The sequence below is a fragment of the Nostoc sp. genome, assembly GCF_036919495.1.
GTDB lineage: Bacteria > Cyanobacteriota > Cyanobacteriia > Cyanobacteriales > Nostocaceae > Nostoc.
The window spans coordinates 40,341-55,436 of sequence record NZ_JBALBZ010000170.1; the positions used below are offsets into that span (position 1 = coordinate 40,341).

14 protein-coding genes and 2 pseudogenes are annotated in these 15,096 nt (G+C 42.8%); 9 read left to right on the top strand and 7 right to left on the bottom strand.

What is annotated here, in order from left to right; translation table 11 throughout:
• The first annotated feature begins 6 nt into the window (after positions 1–6).
• Positions 7–696, top strand: coding sequence for a hypothetical protein (locus V7K25_RS23995; protein WP_335161249.1), 690 nt, complete (start codon positions 7–9; stop codon positions 694–696).
• A gap of 67 nt (positions 697–763) precedes the next feature.
• Complete coding sequence (locus V7K25_RS24000; RefSeq protein ID WP_335161251.1) at positions 764–1,204, top strand: hypothetical protein; 441 nt, start codon at positions 764–766, stop codon at positions 1,202–1,204.
• A gap of 287 nt (positions 1,205–1,491) precedes the next feature.
• Here the strand turns inward: V7K25_RS24000 and V7K25_RS24005 are convergent, their stop codons facing one another.
• Entirely contained in the window at positions 1,492–1,809 is a 318-nt protein-coding gene (locus tag V7K25_RS24005) for a hypothetical protein (protein ID WP_335161253.1), read from the bottom strand.
• A gap of 282 nt (positions 1,810–2,091) precedes the next feature.
• On the opposite strand from V7K25_RS24005, the gene V7K25_RS24010 reads away from it, so the two are divergent.
• Together V7K25_RS24010 and V7K25_RS24015 are read left to right on the top strand one after the other, a co-directional pair.
• Positions 2,092–2,232, top strand: a complete 141-nt coding sequence (locus tag V7K25_RS24010) for a hypothetical protein (protein WP_335161255.1) — start codon at positions 2,092–2,094, stop codon at positions 2,230–2,232.
• A gap of 90 nt (positions 2,233–2,322) precedes the next feature.
• Positions 2,323–3,045, top strand: coding sequence for a TerC family protein (locus V7K25_RS24015; RefSeq protein ID WP_335161257.1), 723 nt, complete (start codon positions 2,323–2,325; stop codon positions 3,043–3,045).
• A gap of 76 nt (positions 3,046–3,121) precedes the next feature.
• Here the strand turns inward: V7K25_RS24015 and ndk are convergent, their stop codons facing one another.
• On the bottom strand, positions 3,122–3,571 hold the full coding sequence (gene ndk / locus V7K25_RS24020; RefSeq protein WP_335161258.1) for a nucleoside-diphosphate kinase: 450 nt from the start codon (positions 3,569–3,571) through the stop codon (positions 3,122–3,124).
• Positions 3,572–3,794: 223 nt separating this feature from the next.
• On the opposite strand from ndk, the gene speA reads away from it, so the two are divergent.
• Entirely contained in the window at positions 3,795–5,810 is a 2,016-nt protein-coding gene (gene speA / locus V7K25_RS24025; protein ID WP_335161260.1) for a biosynthetic arginine decarboxylase, read from the top strand.
• A 66-nt stretch (positions 5,811–5,876) separates the two neighbouring features.
• Here the strand turns inward: speA and V7K25_RS24030 are convergent, their stop codons facing one another.
• The 3 genes from V7K25_RS24030 to V7K25_RS24040 all read right to left on the bottom strand — a co-directional run bounded on the left by V7K25_RS24030 (position 5,877) and on the right by V7K25_RS24040 (position 9,379).
• Positions 5,877–7,046 carry an NDP-sugar synthase gene (locus V7K25_RS24030; RefSeq protein WP_335161262.1) on the bottom strand — a complete coding sequence of 390 codons (1,170 nt, stop codon included), beginning with the start codon at positions 7,044–7,046 and terminating at the stop codon, positions 5,877–5,879.
• Positions 7,047–7,277: 231 nt separating this feature from the next.
• Positions 7,278–8,108 carry a ScpA family protein gene (locus V7K25_RS24035; RefSeq protein WP_335161264.1) on the bottom strand — a complete coding sequence of 277 codons (831 nt, stop codon included), beginning with the start codon at positions 8,106–8,108 and terminating at the stop codon, positions 7,278–7,280.
• Between the two features lie 182 nt (positions 8,109–8,290).
• Entirely contained in the window at positions 8,291–9,379 is a 1,089-nt protein-coding gene (locus V7K25_RS24040; RefSeq protein ID WP_335161266.1) for an AI-2E family transporter, read from the bottom strand.
• Between the two features lie 130 nt (positions 9,380–9,509).
• Between V7K25_RS24040 and pdxH the strand changes: the two genes are divergently transcribed.
• Positions 9,510–10,154: a pyridoxamine 5'-phosphate oxidase gene (gene pdxH, locus V7K25_RS24045; RefSeq protein WP_335161268.1), complete on the top strand. Its 645-nt coding sequence runs from the start codon at positions 9,510–9,512 to the stop codon at positions 10,152–10,154.
• 23 nt (positions 10,155–10,177) lie between these two features.
• Here the strand turns inward: pdxH and V7K25_RS24050 are convergent, their stop codons facing one another.
• Together V7K25_RS24050 and V7K25_RS24055 are read right to left on the bottom strand one after the other, a co-directional pair.
• Entirely contained in the window at positions 10,178–10,450 is a 273-nt protein-coding gene (locus tag V7K25_RS24050) for a hypothetical protein (protein WP_335161621.1), read from the bottom strand.
• A 107-nt stretch (positions 10,451–10,557) separates the two neighbouring features.
• Positions 10,558–10,746: pseudogene (locus V7K25_RS24055) on the bottom strand (DUF3153 domain-containing protein); the annotation flags it as partial.
• A gap of 108 nt (positions 10,747–10,854) precedes the next feature.
• Here V7K25_RS24055 and V7K25_RS24060 point away from each other — a divergent pair.
• The 3 genes and pseudogenes from V7K25_RS24060 to V7K25_RS24070 all read left to right on the top strand — a co-directional run bounded on the left by V7K25_RS24060 (position 10,855) and on the right by V7K25_RS24070 (position 15,031).
• Complete coding sequence (locus tag V7K25_RS24060; protein WP_335161270.1) at positions 10,855–11,844, top strand: AraC family transcriptional regulator; 990 nt, start codon at positions 10,855–10,857, stop codon at positions 11,842–11,844.
• Between the two features lie 182 nt (positions 11,845–12,026).
• Positions 12,027–13,810: pseudogene (locus V7K25_RS24065) on the top strand (TonB-dependent receptor domain-containing protein); the annotation flags it as partial.
• A gap of 105 nt (positions 13,811–13,915) precedes the next feature.
• A complete protein-coding gene (locus V7K25_RS24070) occupies positions 13,916–15,031 on the top strand; it encodes a PepSY-associated TM helix domain-containing protein (protein ID WP_335161272.1) in 1,116 nt (371 codons plus the stop codon).
• Positions 15,032–15,096: the final 65 nt, after the last annotated feature.

A 15,096-nucleotide genomic window follows, 5' to 3' on the forward strand; every position in this document is an offset into this window, starting at 1 on the left:
CATCGTTTGCAAGCACAAGAAATTAAGGATCAGCTAAAGTCCCTTATCGAGCAAGCCTCGTCGATAGATCATAATTTAGCGAGAAGATTACATGAAATCAATCGTTGGATAAAAGACATCAAACCAGGTTCCCTGACTGCAAAACCCTTTGTCACGGCCTTTTTACTAGAGGTAATTACGGATTCGACAATTTGGCTGATAATCAAATCCTTACCTTCAGAAGAAGAACAAAAGGCAAAGTTCGAGCTGATGACGCCGATTGAAAGATATTGGTATGGTTATTTATTTCCCAGATGGTTTAATGCAAGTGACTCCAAGTTTTATATTTGGAAGCAAAAATTGATGGCAGGCGAATTTAATCAGGTAGATGATGATATCATTAAATCAATAGCCCAAGATATTGTTCAGCGAGAAGGTAGTTTTTGGCAGCGTTATATAGCCGACCTTTCAATGGCAACAGATTTAATTGTTAGTCGTAACAATAAACCACTGTGCATTCAAATTACCAGTGTTAGTGAAGAACTTAATCATCAAAAGTACGAAGCTTGGCAAAATACATTGCGATCGTGGGAAATCGAGAGGGGGCTGTTCTTAAGTTACAATCCCAAGGATGCTAATTTTGTCAACCAGTTAGTCAACGTGGCCCTGTATAACAGTGATTACCTTTCTGGTGGCAAATATTTAAAATTTTCGTGAATTTTCAGGAATTTGATATTTCAGATTTGTGTCTAGCCTATATACTTACGTGCTAATTAGAGCTTTTATGGCTAATAAAAGAGAAACTCACTGCAACAATCAAGTAGATACATTTGCTGAAGCTTTAGCAACAGCGCGACAAATGCAGCAGAACTGGTTAACTTACGGTGTTGATTTTGTCAATATTTACGTTGAAGATGTGGAGGGAGACTGGCTAGAAACGTGGGGACATGACGAGATTTTAGGTAATTTTCAATTAGATAGTATTAAGGAATTTTTGGTAAGTAATGATAGTGTAGCTGTTAGGGTAAGACAGCATTTAGGAGAGCGATCGCTGTTTGATTTTGCAGTAAACTTAGATGAATCTTGGAGAATTACTGAAACCAATGACAGGTTATCTGCTGTAAAAAATCTGTTAGCTGGTGAAGGAAATAGTTTTTATACAGATGACATCAGGTTATTGGATTTAGTAAATAGTCTGGTGGAAAAGTTGGCAGAGATTTTGTGAAATTTGGAATTGCGTAGTGGTAGAGGAAATTGCAATTAGGGGCTTTAAATTTAAAAAATCTCCAATTTTTAGGGTACGTTATTCACGCACCGTCTATCAAAGGGGAATTATGTGAGACTTCCTGGGCTAATACGCCCTAATTTTAATGCAATACAGTTCAGTTAAGCATTTCTTTTTTCTCTCTGTGTCCTCTGCATCTTCTCTACGAGACGCTATGCGTTGGTGGAAGCCTCTCGCAGAGAAAGCGGTTCAATTAAAAAATGAATTTTGATTTCTAAATAATAGCTTCACCAATTTTTTTCAAGCTTAAAGCTTCGATACAAAATAGTAATATCAAAAATATCTGTATGAAAAAGAGCAGGTTGAAAGTGATTTTCCTTACCTAATAAAAAATCAAATATATCTGCTTCTGTGTCACAAGTATCGTCGGGGAAAAGCAAATTCCATTTAATTTCTCGACAATCGTAAAAAACAAAACGATAAGGCAAACGCTCATCAGGATTATATACACAATCAATCAATACTTCCTGACTCCGCAAAACGAATTGCACGTTTGTAATCAAAGAAGTAAAATCTCTTAAGCCGAGTAAAGCGAAGTCATCCATAATGTAACTATTTAAAAGCTGATTAAGAGGTCTGCTTATAGGTTGAGAAATTTTGATTATTTTAAAATAATAAGCCGCTTGAAGGGCGATATAAAATCAATACTGCGTAGGTTTTGCCTAAAAAATCACTTCGGTGTAGGTTGGGTTGAGGAAGGAAACCCAACAAAGCCATGCAAATGTTGGGTTTCACTCCGTTCAACCCAACCTACAAATTTTCTATGAGGTCTTAGCACTTGGAGGGCGATACAAAATATATTTTTGTTTTCATATCCTATATTCTAGATGCGAACTGACAGCAGCCCATTGCGATCGCACTCACTAGATGTTAAAACTTTTGGTGTATTGACTTATACGCAAGTTACCCCACTAACACGACGATCGCATACATTCAACCGTCTTCAAAATGCACCACAACCACGTTAAGCTGAATTAGAGTGGCAATTTATTGCGGTTTTTAACACGCAAATCTCTGTTCTTGTCAAATTTTAATTTTTTCTGCTTGAGAAACCCGGAATGCTAGACCAAATTTTTAATTACCTCGACTTTCATTTCAGCGTTGAAGCCCCTATAGTTCTGTTGATCCTGGTGCTTTTAGAGGCGCTGTTATCTGCCGACAATGCCATCGCCCTGGCTGCGATCGCAAAAGGGTTGGAAGACAAGGAACTTGAGCGTAGAGCTTTGAACTTTGGTTTAGTCGTTGCTTATGTGCTGCGAATCAGCCTGATTCTCACTGCCACTTGGGTACAACAATTCTGGCAATTTGAATTATTGGGCGCTGCTTATCTGCTGTGGTTGGTATTCCAACACTTTACCTCTCAACAAAGTGAAGACGATCACCATCACGGGCCGCGTTTTAATTCATTGTTGCAAGCAATACCCGTGATTGCATTTACAGATTTGGCATTTTCTTTGGATAGCGTGACAACTGCGATCGCAGTTTCTCAAGAAAAATGGCTAGTGCTGACCGGTGCAACAATCGGTATTATTACACTGCGATTCATGGCGGGATTGTTTATCCGTTGGCTAGACGAATATGAAAACCTAGAAGACGCAGGCTATGTAACTGTAGCGTTGGTAGGCTTGCGCTTGTTGTTGAAAGTGGTGAACGATAGTTTAGTTCCACCAGAATGGATCATGATTGCTGCCATTTTCCTGATTTTAGGCTGGGGATTTTCCAAGCGTGTTGGTACTGAATTACCCCAAGTAGAACCAGAAAAGAGCGAAGTCTCTAAATAAGTGAGGGGGATGAGGGAGATGAGGAAGAATAATTGTTCACTTACTCCCCACTCCCCACTCCCCACTTCCTAATTTTTTACTCGTGCAACCAAGGCGTTAAGTGTGGTTGCCAATTAACTAATTCTTCATCCTTAAACCATAGGGCTATTTCCCGTTTCGCGGTTTCTTGAGCATCAGAACCGTGGATTAAGTTGCGACCAATATTCAGGCCAAAATCGCCCCGAATCGTTCCTGGCTCTGATGTTAAGGGGTTCGTCGCCCCAATAATCTTTCTGGCAGATGCAACAACACCATCACCTTCCCATACCATCGCCACCACTGGACTAGAAGTGATAAATTCGACTAGACCAGCAAAAAAGGGACGTTCTCGGTGAACATCATAGTGTTGTTCAGCCAATTCCCGACTGACTTTCAGGAACTTTAAACCAACTAGGGTAAAACCTTTAGTTTCAAAGCGACGGATAATTTCTCCTACTAACCCCCGTTGTACTCCATCTGGCTTAATTGCTAAGAATGTACGTTCCATTGCGATCTCCCAAAGCTTAATAAAGTTTTTATTTTGTCATTTGTCCTTTGTCATTAGTCATTTGTCCAAGGGTAAGGGTTTTGCACTCTTGACTAATAACCAATAACCAATGACTCTTGACCAATCAGAGTTTATCTCAGAAATTATCTTTGGGTGCATATACGTTCCTAAATGAATGCGTTAAATTGTTAAATTGTGGGCGAAAAACAGAGGTTAGGAAGAAATGGGTGCTGATTCGACTGCTACATCTGACGAGGTGGTACAACAACCGTCCAATGGACACAAAGAAGTGAAAAACCATAAGCAAAAAAAGCTGTTACCACCTAGTCCTACCACAGGAGATTTACCTCGCTCCTGGAAAATTGAGGATAGTGAAGCCTTATACCGCATTGAAGGTTGGGGACAACCTTATTTTTCCATTAGCGCTGCTGGTCATGTTACCGTCGCACCTAAAGGCGATCGCGGGGGATCTCTTGACTTGTTTGAATTGGTCAACGCCATGAAGCAGCGCAACTTGGGACTTCCCATGTTGATTCGCTTTTCCGATATTTTGGAAGACCGGATTGAGCGGTTAAACGCTTGTTTTGCTAAAGCGATCGCCCGCTATAATTATCCTGGTGTCTATCGTGGCGTGTTTCCCGTCAAATGCAATCAAGAACGGCATTTGATTGAGGATTTAGTAAAATTTGGCAAACCTCATCAATTTGGTTTAGAAGCCGGTTCCAAGCCAGAATTAATGATTGCTCTGGCTGTTTTGGATACACCAGGAGCATTGTTAGTTTGCAACGGCTATAAAGACCGAGAATATATCGAAACGGCGATGTTAGCCCAAAGACTAGGGCAAACACCAATCATCGTCTTAGAACAGATTGAAGAGGTTGATTTGGTGATTGATGCCAATCGCCAGTTAGGTATTAAACCGATATTAGGTGTTCGTGCTAAACTCAGTACCCAAGGCATGGGACGTTGGGGAGCCTCCAGTGGCGATCGCGCTAAATTTGGTTTGACAATGCCTGAAGTAATCGAGGCTGTTGACAAGTTACGCGAAGCTAACCTGCTTGATTCTTTGCAGTTGATGCACTTCCACATCGGCTCACAAATCTCAGCCATTAATGTGATTAAAGATGCCATCCAAGAAGCCAGCCGCATTTATGTGGAATTGTCGATGCTGGGGGCAGATATGAAATACCTTGATGTTGGTGGTGGCTTGGGTGTAGATTACGATGGCTCCCAAACCAACTTCTATGCATCGAAAAATTACAACATGCAGAACTATGCTAACGACATCGTGGCAGAGTTAAAAGATACCTGTGCAGAGCGGCAGATTGCCGTACCAACACTGATTAGTGAAAGTGGGCGAGCGATCGCATCCCATCAGTCGGTGCTGATTTTCGATGTTCTCAGTACTAGTGATGTCCCTCTCGATTCACCAGAACCTCCACAAGAGGGAGAATCCCCAATAATTAATTATCTTTGGGAAAGCTACCAATCGATTAACCAAGAGAATTACCAAGAGTTGTACCACGACGCTGCACAATTCAAAGAAGAAGCCATCAGCCGCTTTAACTTAGGAATTTTACGCCTCAGAGAACGAGCCAAAGCCGAACGCCTCTACTGGGCTTGTTGTCAGAAAATTCTTAATATCACTAGACAGCAAGAATACGTACCCGATGAACTGGAAGACCTAGAGAAAATCATGGCTTCCATCTATTACGTTAATATGTCAGTGTTTCAATCAGCACCAGATTGCTGGGCGATCGACCAACTATTCCCAATCATGCCAATCCACCGCCTGGATGAAGAACCAACACGGCGGGGAATTTTGGCAGACCTCACCTGCGATAGTGATGGTAAAATCGACCGCTTTATAGACCTGCGCGATGTCAAATCGGTTTTAGAGTTGCATACCTACAAGCCCGGAGAACCATATTATTTGGGAATGTTCTTGAATGGAGCTTACCAGGAAATCATGGGCAATTTGCACAACTTATTTGGGGATACTAACGCCGTTCACATCCAATTGACGCCCAAAGGCTACCAGATTGAACACATTGTCAAAGGTGACACCATGAGCGAAGTGGTAAGCTATGTCCAGTATGACTCCGAAGATATGGTGGAAAACATTCGCCAGCGTTGCGAAAAAGCATTAGAAGAAAAGCGCATCACTCTAGCAGAATCTCAGCGACTGCTACAAACCTACGAACAGAGTCTCAGAAGATATACGTATCTAAATAGTTAGGATTGGGGATTGGGGATTAATTGGAGATTGGTTATTCCCCCTGCCCCCCGCCCCCTGCTCCATTCCCTAACTTGCGTTTGTCCCCAACAATTCCTCTATCGCTTGTAGCTCAAGAGGCGTATGTGATGGCGGAGTCTGACGGGCATCGGTAATCAGCCAGTCTAAAGCAGCTGCTTGAACATCTATTGCAGCGCCAGTTTTATCCACACAATAACGTCCAAACACCAGCTTATCGACTAAACGGATTCCTGGTCCCAGGCGCGACCATTCAAAAATCACGCTGTTTTCTACTGTTGCGCCACTACATATCCAACAATTAGGGCCAATCATCGCTGGGCCGACAATTTTAGCTCCGTCTTCTATTCTCGTCATCCCGCCAATGTAAACTGGGCCAGTGATATCCACTTTGTCCCAATTTATGGCTACATTTAAACCAGTGTAGATGCCAGGAGCGACTTCATGACCAGGAATTTGCACATTCTTGATTTCACCTAGCAGTACACCGCGAATCGCCCGCCAATAATCTGGTACTTTACCAATATCTACCCATTCAAAGTCCATAGGGATGGCGTAGAAGGGGGCTTCGATTTCTACCAATTTGGGAAATAATTGGCCACCAATATCATATTCGACACCAGAGGGGATATAGTTAAACACCTCTGGTTCAAAGATGTAAATACCTGTGTTGATGTTGGTGCTGAGGGCTTCTTCTGTTGAAGGTTTTTCTTGGAAAGCTTTAACACGCCCCTCTTCGTCAGTCACCACCACACCGTAGCTAGAAACTTCTTCTTTAGGGACAGATTTCGTAATAATAGTAGCGATCGAGCCTTTAGCTCTATGCCATTTAACCGCCGCAGTTAAATCTAAATCAATTAAAGCATCACCGCACAACACTACAAAGGTATCATCAAAAAAGGGCGAGAAGTCTTGGATGCGGCGCATCCCTCCAGCTGAACCAATTGCTTCGCCTTCCAGTTTCCCATTGTCATCAATTTTTCCTTCAAAGGAATAGGCAATTTGCACCCCAAACCGTTGACCATCACGAAAATAGTTTTCTATTTCCTCTGCCAAATGACTAACATTGACCATAATTTGGTCAAATCCATGTAGGCGTAACAGTTCCAGCAAGAACTCCATCACTGGCTTTTGCAGGATGGGAATCATTGGTTTAGGAATTGTATAGGTAATCGGACGCACGCGAGTACCCTTGCCAGCCGCGAGAATCATCGCTTTCATAAAAATTTATTCCTCAACCACAAGCCAGTTTACTTTCATCGAGTGATACTTAATCATCAGTTTTTATTTCTGCTCTAAGCTATCCCTTAAACAGGGATAACAGGAATTTAGTGGTTATTACAACCATAGGTATACTTAGATGACAAGCGATCGCTTATCTTTTCAATTTACTCGGATTTTGGGACTGAATCAAAAATCTGTAAATTATCTGTAAAGCTATTTATCGTTTTCTTAGTTCATCGACTCCTCAAAAGGTTTGCCAGTCTTAGCTGAATCTATAAGTAGCCGAACTTTAATCTCATGGTAGAACTCCTCTTGAAATAGCTCTACTTTCGATTGAGCCGAGAGTAGTAGTAGCGCCCAGAAAACGCTAACTAGGTTACTATGTTTAGAATCATGTCCAGACCCATTTTGGTTGAGATGCTTTGTCTGAGTCCACAACTCTACAAGTTGTTCTAGATTCAACCAATTTTGTTCTAAATTTAGCTCCCTTGCCCACACATTCAACACCTGCTCCAGTTCCCTAGCTACTTCCGTCAGATTTTCCTGGTGAGCTAACTCCAGCGCCTCCCGCATACTTTGGACGCTAGGCAGCCGTCTGGGACGGATAGGTTTGCTGACTTTTTCTACCAGTTTTAGCTGGTTCGCCATAATCTGCAATTGCTTAATTAACTCTTGCAGAGTCACCCGGCGCTTTGGTGGCGGCATTGCCGATGCACGACGACGCAATTGCCGTTCTAATGGTAGACGATGACCCTGATGTGATATCCCGTCTTCATCTTCCAATAGGGAATCATCTACTACACCATCCGTAATATCTCCTACTGTTGACAATTGCATCAAGGTATTAGCTTTGAATAATACCAGCAGTGATGCTGACAAAAATGCCTGTCCAGATTGAGACAAGTCCGATTCATAACCTCTTCCTATTGCCTCCGGTGCCATCAGTTCTAAGTAACGGTCAATCACCTCAATCACTTGGACATCCCAAGGGTCAATTTCTCCCTGTTCAGCTTGGTAAATCAGGAGTGTGATTGTTTCTAATAGCTCGGAAGCTTCCATTAACGGGTTCTAAGTTAATTAATGAGAGGAATTGTCTGTTGGCAGTATTCCCAGAAATTTGTAATCAATCACCATTGTGAATTGTGAGATCAGATTGTGCAACTTTGGGCATAGGGAAGAGGCAGAGGGGCAGGGGGAAGGGTGCAGAGGAGAGGAATTTTCCCCCTGCTCCCTGCTCCCTCTTAATCAGGAGGTGGGTTATGAGGAATAGTGACAGTTGTTGACACAAAGTTACTTGGCTTACCACTCTTAATCGCATCGAAAGTGCCTTTAATAGTACCAGCAATGGGAACAGCAACAAGTGTCCCCAACAAGCCAGCAATCTCAAATCCCATTAAAATAGCTACAAAAATCCAGATGGGATTCAGCCCAATAAAATTGCCGAGTAACCTGGGAGCTAACAAGTTATCTTTAAGCTGCTGCATGAGAATTGCGGCTATGGCAACTTGAACTGCCAACCACCAATTTTGCAGCAGTACTAAAATCGTCACTAGACCAATGCCGAGAGATGCCCCGATAAAGGGAATGAGTTCCGAGATTCCGATTAATATGGCAAACAACAGGGCAAAGGGCAGCTTCATCACTAAGAAAATTGGCGTCAGGGTTAGCACCATGAACAGTCCTAGCAATAACTGGCTGAGGAAAAAGTTCTGAAAATTTAGGCGCAAGGATGTGGTAAGAGGATCTGCAATATTAGAAGGCAAAAGATTGACCAGACCATACCAGACGCGATCGCCATATAAAAGCATATAAAATGCAAGCACGATTACTAACACTACGTCAAGTAATCCTGAGAGCAGTGTTCCAGCAAATCCCACTGCACCAGAAGCTAGTTGTTGTACCAGATTCTGAATGTTGGCATTGATTTGACTGCTCACAACCCTCAAATCAATTGGCAAACGTCGTTGTTTCGCCAGCATCTCAAACTGCTTTAAGTTTTCTTGACTGGCGCCTAACCAATCAGGGATATTATTTAACAGTTGGATTGTTTGGTCAATGATCAACGGCACTAGAGTTACGCCCAAAATCACCAACAGAGTTAATGTTGCGAGTAAAACTATGATCACCGCCTGAGTGCGCGTGATCCGGGCATGTTCAAAGAACTTAACCGGGTAATTTAGTAGAAAAGCCAGAATCGCTGCAATGATCAAGACAGTAATGGGATGCTGAAAATAGCGAAAAAGCACAGACAGCAGCCAGACATTGAGAGCGATAATCGGGCCGCTTAGACCATAAATTAACAGGCGTCGAAGGGAGGTCGAACGGTGCATTTTATGCAACCTATTTTAGATATTCTTTAAGAGAATTTGTAAAATTCTTGATGGTGCTGATCATCATCATCATAGATATTTTTAACAAAGATATGTATAAGCGTATCTGATAACGAGGAAGTAAATCAAAATGGACAAAACCGTAGCTGACCTTCGCAAAGACTACACCTTGGAAGGTTTGAGCGAACTTGAAGTTGACCTCAATCCGTTTATCCAATTTAAAAAATGGTTCGATCAGGCACTAGTAGCGCAACTCCCAGAACCCAATGCCATGACCATTGCTACCGCGACACCAGACGGTAAACCCTCAGCCAGAATGGTGTTACTCAAGGATTTTGATGAACGGGGCTTTGCCTTCTTTACCAACTACAACAGTCATAAAGGACAAGAACTGGCAGAAAATCCTCAAGGAGCTTTAGTGTTCTGGTGGGCAGAACTGGAACGTCAAGTGCGGATTTCGGGGTATGTGGAGAAAGTTTCCGAAACTGAGTCTGACCAGTATTTTCATAGTCGCCCTGCCAACAGTCGTCTGGGTGCGTGGATATCTAATCAAAGTGAGGTGATAGAAAGCCGAGAAGTCCTGGAGCGACGTTTGCAGGAGTTTAAGAGCAAATATGAAAATGAGGAGATTCCCCGACCGCCTCATTGGGGAGGCTTACGAGTGATCCCCACAGAAATTGAGTTTTGGCAAGGCCGCCCCAGTCGTCTGCACGATCGCTTGCTCTATAGCCGTTTAGATAATCACACTTGGAAAATTGAGCGGTTGTCACCGTGAAGGGAGGCAGGGGAGAAATTAATTCAAAATTCAAAATTTAACGAAATCGGGCAGACACCAAGGATTAGTCGATGCTTACGACGATAGCGACCAACAACTAGAGCCTTTTTGTTCATACCCCAGAAAACATTGTAGATGTACAGTAATTGACCTTCCGAAAAAGAATGCGTCGATTTTTGGACGTTGGCAGCAACTAGAGGAATATTGTCCTTGGTCGGGTTAATGTCGAGTAATGTACTACCACAGAAGTAGCCAAGCAGAATCTCATTGATCTTCTTGATATGTTGTTCCTGCATAGAAGGCGTATTTTTACAAAAAGCTGGGGAAAGTGTAAAAAAGCCGATGCATTCTCCATCGGCTTAACTGACAATATTATATTGAACAGATGAATAGTCTTCTGTTCCTGGATAGCTGCTGCTTTGGGAGTGAACTGTATTCTGGGATCTGGCATGAAATTGTATCTCAAGTACAATCCTCCCCAGACAAACAAGATAATCAACAACGCACCAATACCAAGGGGATTGGGAAGCCAGAAAACAGCTTCTATGTGGTTTAGCTCACCAGGCTGGAGTTTCCACACTAGTTGATTGCCATATACTCTTTTTTTTGTCTTCCAAACAAACAATAGTTACGAATAAACTGTGGTAAGCTTATTGATAATTTTTTTCATTACTTTCTCAGCATCTACCAATCGCCAGCGATGACAATTATCCTAACGCCGGAACAGGAAAGAGAGCTTTGGGCAGAAGCTAGACAAAATAGCCAGCAAAACTTGTCAGAGCCATTTGAATCCTATTGTCAAATACCCAAGCAACTGGGCAAAGGATATACACGAAGCATAGAAGTCTATCCCCAAGTGTGGCTGGGGATTGGTAACTACGAATACTACGATGACATACTGGAACCAGGCTGTGAATGCGTTCACCCTTTGCAATTTGCTGTTCGTCTTTCAGGAAAAATTATAGATGAATTTGGAGGGCAATTAGGAGAAGGATACACACTCATTTCCGGTGGCGGCATTCAACGAAATATGACTTATTTGAATTCTCAAGCGCATGTGGGTATTGGCTTCAGTATGCCTCCTGAGTTGTTGGCAACCTTTTTTCCTACAGGGGACGGAGAAATTCCACCGCAACTACATTTTTTGGCAAAGGGTAACGAATCGCAGACATTGCTCTACCCAAAAACTACAACAGCAATACAGAGAGTGACACAGCAAATAGTCAACTGTCCCTTCCACGGGATGACGAAGCGTTTGTATTTACAGGCGAAGGTGCTAGAGTTAATGGCATTGCAACTTGCCCCCTTCTTAGCTGACCAAGGTAGACCACAACTACAACCGCGATTTAGAGCCGGAACTGTGGAGCGGATATATCAAGCAAGAGAAATTTTACTCTCCCGTCTAGAAAATCCACCAACATTATTAGAATTAGCACAACAGGTGGGAGTAAGCGATCGCACCCTTCAACGTGGTTTTCAGCAACTCTTTGATAACACCGTATTTGGCTACTTGACAGACAAACGCATGGAGCAAGCAAAACGCTGGCTCAGAGAAGGAAATCGTTCAGTGCTAGAAGTAGCAATTATGACTGGTTACTCCAATCCCACCCACTTTAGTGTTGCTTTTAAACGTAAGTTTGGTATCTCTCCCAGTCAGTGTCGGTTGGGAGAAAAGTCTGTTTGGCGATGATTAGTTCTGTATTGGGGTAGACGCGACTCATCAAATTCCTCTAATCTCAATTTTGAATTTATTCAGAAATCTTCTCAATAAAGAGGGTTTTAGTTAGTGGAGTATGGGGAATTATTGTGAGGATTCAAGGGTTGTCGTCTAATATTTGGCTGGGGTTGGTGATGAGTTTTCTGCCATTGTTGATGGCGCAATCTGTACAGGCAGAAGTGAAACAGAATGAGACACCAGCAATTACAAAAATTCCTCAACTGAGCGAAGTTAAACTTCCAGCCACTAATATTAATAAGTTATTTTCTCAATCGTCAACTCCTGCATCAGGAGTTGTGCAAGTGACGGCAGTGAAGGCAAATCCCACCGCCAAAGGTGTGGAGGTGATTCTACAAACCACAAAAGGGGAACAATTACAAATTACGAATCGCAGTGCTGGTAATAGTTTTATCGCTGATATTCCTAATGCCCAGCTGCGTTTACCCAATGGTGATGGGTTTACATTCCGTTCTGAAAAACCACTTGCGGGAATTACTGAAATAACAGTAACCAATTTTGATGCTAACACCATCCGAGTAACAGCGATCGGTGAGGCAAGCTCACCAACAGTGGAGTTATTTGACAGTGATGAAGGTTTGATTTTCGGGTTGACAACTGCTGCATCTACTGCACAGAAGCTATCCCAAACACAACCAACACCTCAAGTAGAGCAGCCAACAAACCAAACTCAGCCACAGCAACCACCGGCTTCTAGTGATGAGCCAATTGAACTGGTGGTGACAGGAGAACAAGATGGATACAGTGTACCAGATGCTTCAACTGCGACCAAAACTGATACACCCTTGCGCGACATCCCGCAATCAATTCAAGTTGTACCGCAACAGGTACTCCGCGACCAACAAGTTACCCGCTTGAACGATGCTTTAAGAAATGTTCCCGGTGTGATTACAACACTTGGAACACCTGGCAATAGCGAAGCAAGTTCATTTACCATTCGGGGCTTTGAGAGTGGGACTATACTCAGAAATGGTCTGGCAGATCCTGTGGGTGGACGCTCACTGGAACTCTCCAATATAGAGCGAGTGGAAGTCCTCAAGGGCCCGGCTTCAGCTCTGTTTGGTAATGGTAGTCCTGGTGGCACAGTCAACTTGATTACCAAGCAACCCCTCGCCACTCCTTACTATGCGGTTGAAGCAACGGTTGGAAGTTACAGCTATTATCGGGGCGCTGTGGATCTATCTGGGCCTTTAAATGATGACAAAACAGGGCTGTATCGACTGAATGTGTCCTATAAAGATGCAGGCAGTTTTATCGATTTTGCTCATGATAAAAATCTACTCATTGCCCCAGTTTTTAGTTTTGCAATTGGTGAGCGAACAAAGTTAACTCTGGAAGGAGAGTATATAAGTGCAGACACCAATCGATTGTGGCTACCAGCCGTCGGCACTGTACTACCGAACCCAAATGGGAAAATACCACGCAATCTGAACATTAGTGGACCTGACAGGAATGACAATTATGTTCATGAAGACATTGGTAGAATTTCTATAATCTGACTCGCTCCAATGTCTTGACTGAAGACCCAAATAATCCAGATTTTTCGATTCAAACAGGTGAGCAGCGCAGCCGTGGTATCGAATTCAACATTGGGGGTGAAATCTTACCCGGTTTGAATGTGATTGCAGGTTATGCTTACACGGATGCCACAATCACCAAAGACAATACTTACACACCAGGTAATCTCCTCAACAATGTCCCAAAAAATAGTTTCAATTTGTGGACTAAGTATGAAATTCAATCTGGTAGTCTCAAAGGACTCGGCTTTGGTTTGGGATTATTCTATGTGGGCGATCGCCAAGCAGATTTAGAGAATTCCTTTGAACTGCCAAGCTATTTCCGTACTGATGCTGCCATTTTTTATAAACAAGGACAGCTCCGCGCACAGGTCAATTTCAGAAATTTGTTTGATGTAGATTATTTTGAGTCTGCTCGTAACATTTTGCGTGTTTATCCTGGCGAGCCGTTCACGGTGCAGGGCACGATTTCGTGGGAGTTGTGATCGCAATTTCGGGGCATTTACGTCATGTTTACGATCAAGCAATTTAAATTACGCCCAATAGTATTTAGCTTACACCGCTATATTGGTTTAGCTATAGGCCTGCTATTAGTTATAGCTGGCTTAACAGGTAGCCTGTTGGTATTTGCGGATGAGATCGACCACTTCTTATTGGCTCGCCAAATCGGACATGTCATCCCTCAAGGACAACAAGTTTCCATTGAGTCAGTGCTGAATACCGTTAAGACAGCTTACAGCAACCACCCAGAACTCAAAGTTGAGCGGATCTATACACTACCAGAACCAGATGTTCCTTACCGAATCTGGCTCCTTTCTTCTGAAGGTGAACGAACAGAAATCAACGTTAATCCCTACACAGGTGCAATCATGGGTAGCCGTGTGTTGGAGAATACCCTGAAGTCACTCACACTGAAATTACACTATGAACTCTTCGCGGGCGATGTTGGAATTCAAATAATGGGGGTAGTGGCGCTGTTACTATTCATCCTTTGCATTACAGGAATTATTCTCTGGCCTGGATGGAAAAGGCTGATTTCTGGCTTCAAAATTAAATGGAATGCACATCCACGACGAGTCAACTTTGACATCCATAAAGTCTCAGGGATTATATTAGCTGTTTTTTTGGGATTAATTAGCTTCACCGGCTTCTGTTGGAATTTTTATGATTTCACACAATCTATAATTTATGCACTTACCTCTACTCCCAATCCATCTAACCTTGTTTCGCAAAACATTACTGGCAAATCGCCGCTTAATGTAACACAACTGTTGCAAAAAGCAGATGCGGCATTACCAGATGAAGTTACAACTTACGTTTTGCTACCAACAAAACCAGAAGATGCGATCGCAGTGGGCAAAAAACTACCCCAGGAAAGCTGGAAGTTCGGCTACAGCCAGATTTATCTAGATCAGTATACAGGTGAGATTTTGCGACTGAAGAATGGGTTAAAAGCACCTCTAGGTGAGAAAATTTGGGATTCCTTTGGAGCACTGCATTATGGCACTTTTGGCGGATTACCAACACGTATTCTCTATGTGTTTGTCGGACTTGCACCGCTCATTCTATTTATCACCGGTTTTGTGATGTGGCGGTATCGTTATCGAACAGAATTTAGGAGTTAGGAGTCAGAATACCCTTCTTGTCTTGTATTCTGACCGGAAAAGCGGATAGCGCCGGCGGCAAGCAA

Excerpts from the sequence above, each read along its gene's own strand:
- V7K25_RS24000 (WP_335161251.1), top strand. The coding sequence starts at position 764 with ATGGCTAATAAAAGAGAAACTCACTGCAACAATCAAGTAGATACATTT.
- V7K25_RS24005 (WP_335161253.1), bottom strand. The coding sequence starts at position 1,809 with ATGGATGACTTCGCTTTACTCGGCTTAAGAGATTTTACTTCTTTGATT.
- V7K25_RS24010 (WP_335161255.1), top strand. The coding sequence starts at position 2,092 with ATGCGAACTGACAGCAGCCCATTGCGATCGCACTCACTAGATGTTAAA.
- V7K25_RS24015 (WP_335161257.1), top strand. The coding sequence starts at position 2,323 with ATGCTAGACCAAATTTTTAATTACCTCGACTTTCATTTCAGCGTTGAA.
- ndk (WP_335161258.1), bottom strand. The coding sequence starts at position 3,571 with ATGGAACGTACATTCTTAGCAATTAAGCCAGATGGAGTACAACGGGGG.
- speA (WP_335161260.1), top strand. The coding sequence starts at position 3,795 with ATGGGTGCTGATTCGACTGCTACATCTGACGAGGTGGTACAACAACCG.
- V7K25_RS24030 (WP_335161262.1), bottom strand. The coding sequence starts at position 7,046 with ATGAAAGCGATGATTCTCGCGGCTGGCAAGGGTACTCGCGTGCGTCCG.
- V7K25_RS24035 (WP_335161264.1), bottom strand. The coding sequence starts at position 8,108 with ATGGAAGCTTCCGAGCTATTAGAAACAATCACACTCCTGATTTACCAA.
- V7K25_RS24040 (WP_335161266.1), bottom strand. The coding sequence starts at position 9,379 with ATGCACCGTTCGACCTCCCTTCGACGCCTGTTAATTTATGGTCTAAGC.
- pdxH (WP_335161268.1), top strand. The coding sequence starts at position 9,510 with ATGGACAAAACCGTAGCTGACCTTCGCAAAGACTACACCTTGGAAGGT.
- V7K25_RS24050 (WP_335161621.1), bottom strand. The coding sequence starts at position 10,450 with ATGCAGGAACAACATATCAAGAAGATCAATGAGATTCTGCTTGGCTAC.
- V7K25_RS24060 (WP_335161270.1), top strand. The coding sequence starts at position 10,855 with ATGACAATTATCCTAACGCCGGAACAGGAAAGAGAGCTTTGGGCAGAA.
- V7K25_RS24070 (WP_335161272.1), top strand. The coding sequence starts at position 13,916 with ATGTTTACGATCAAGCAATTTAAATTACGCCCAATAGTATTTAGCTTA.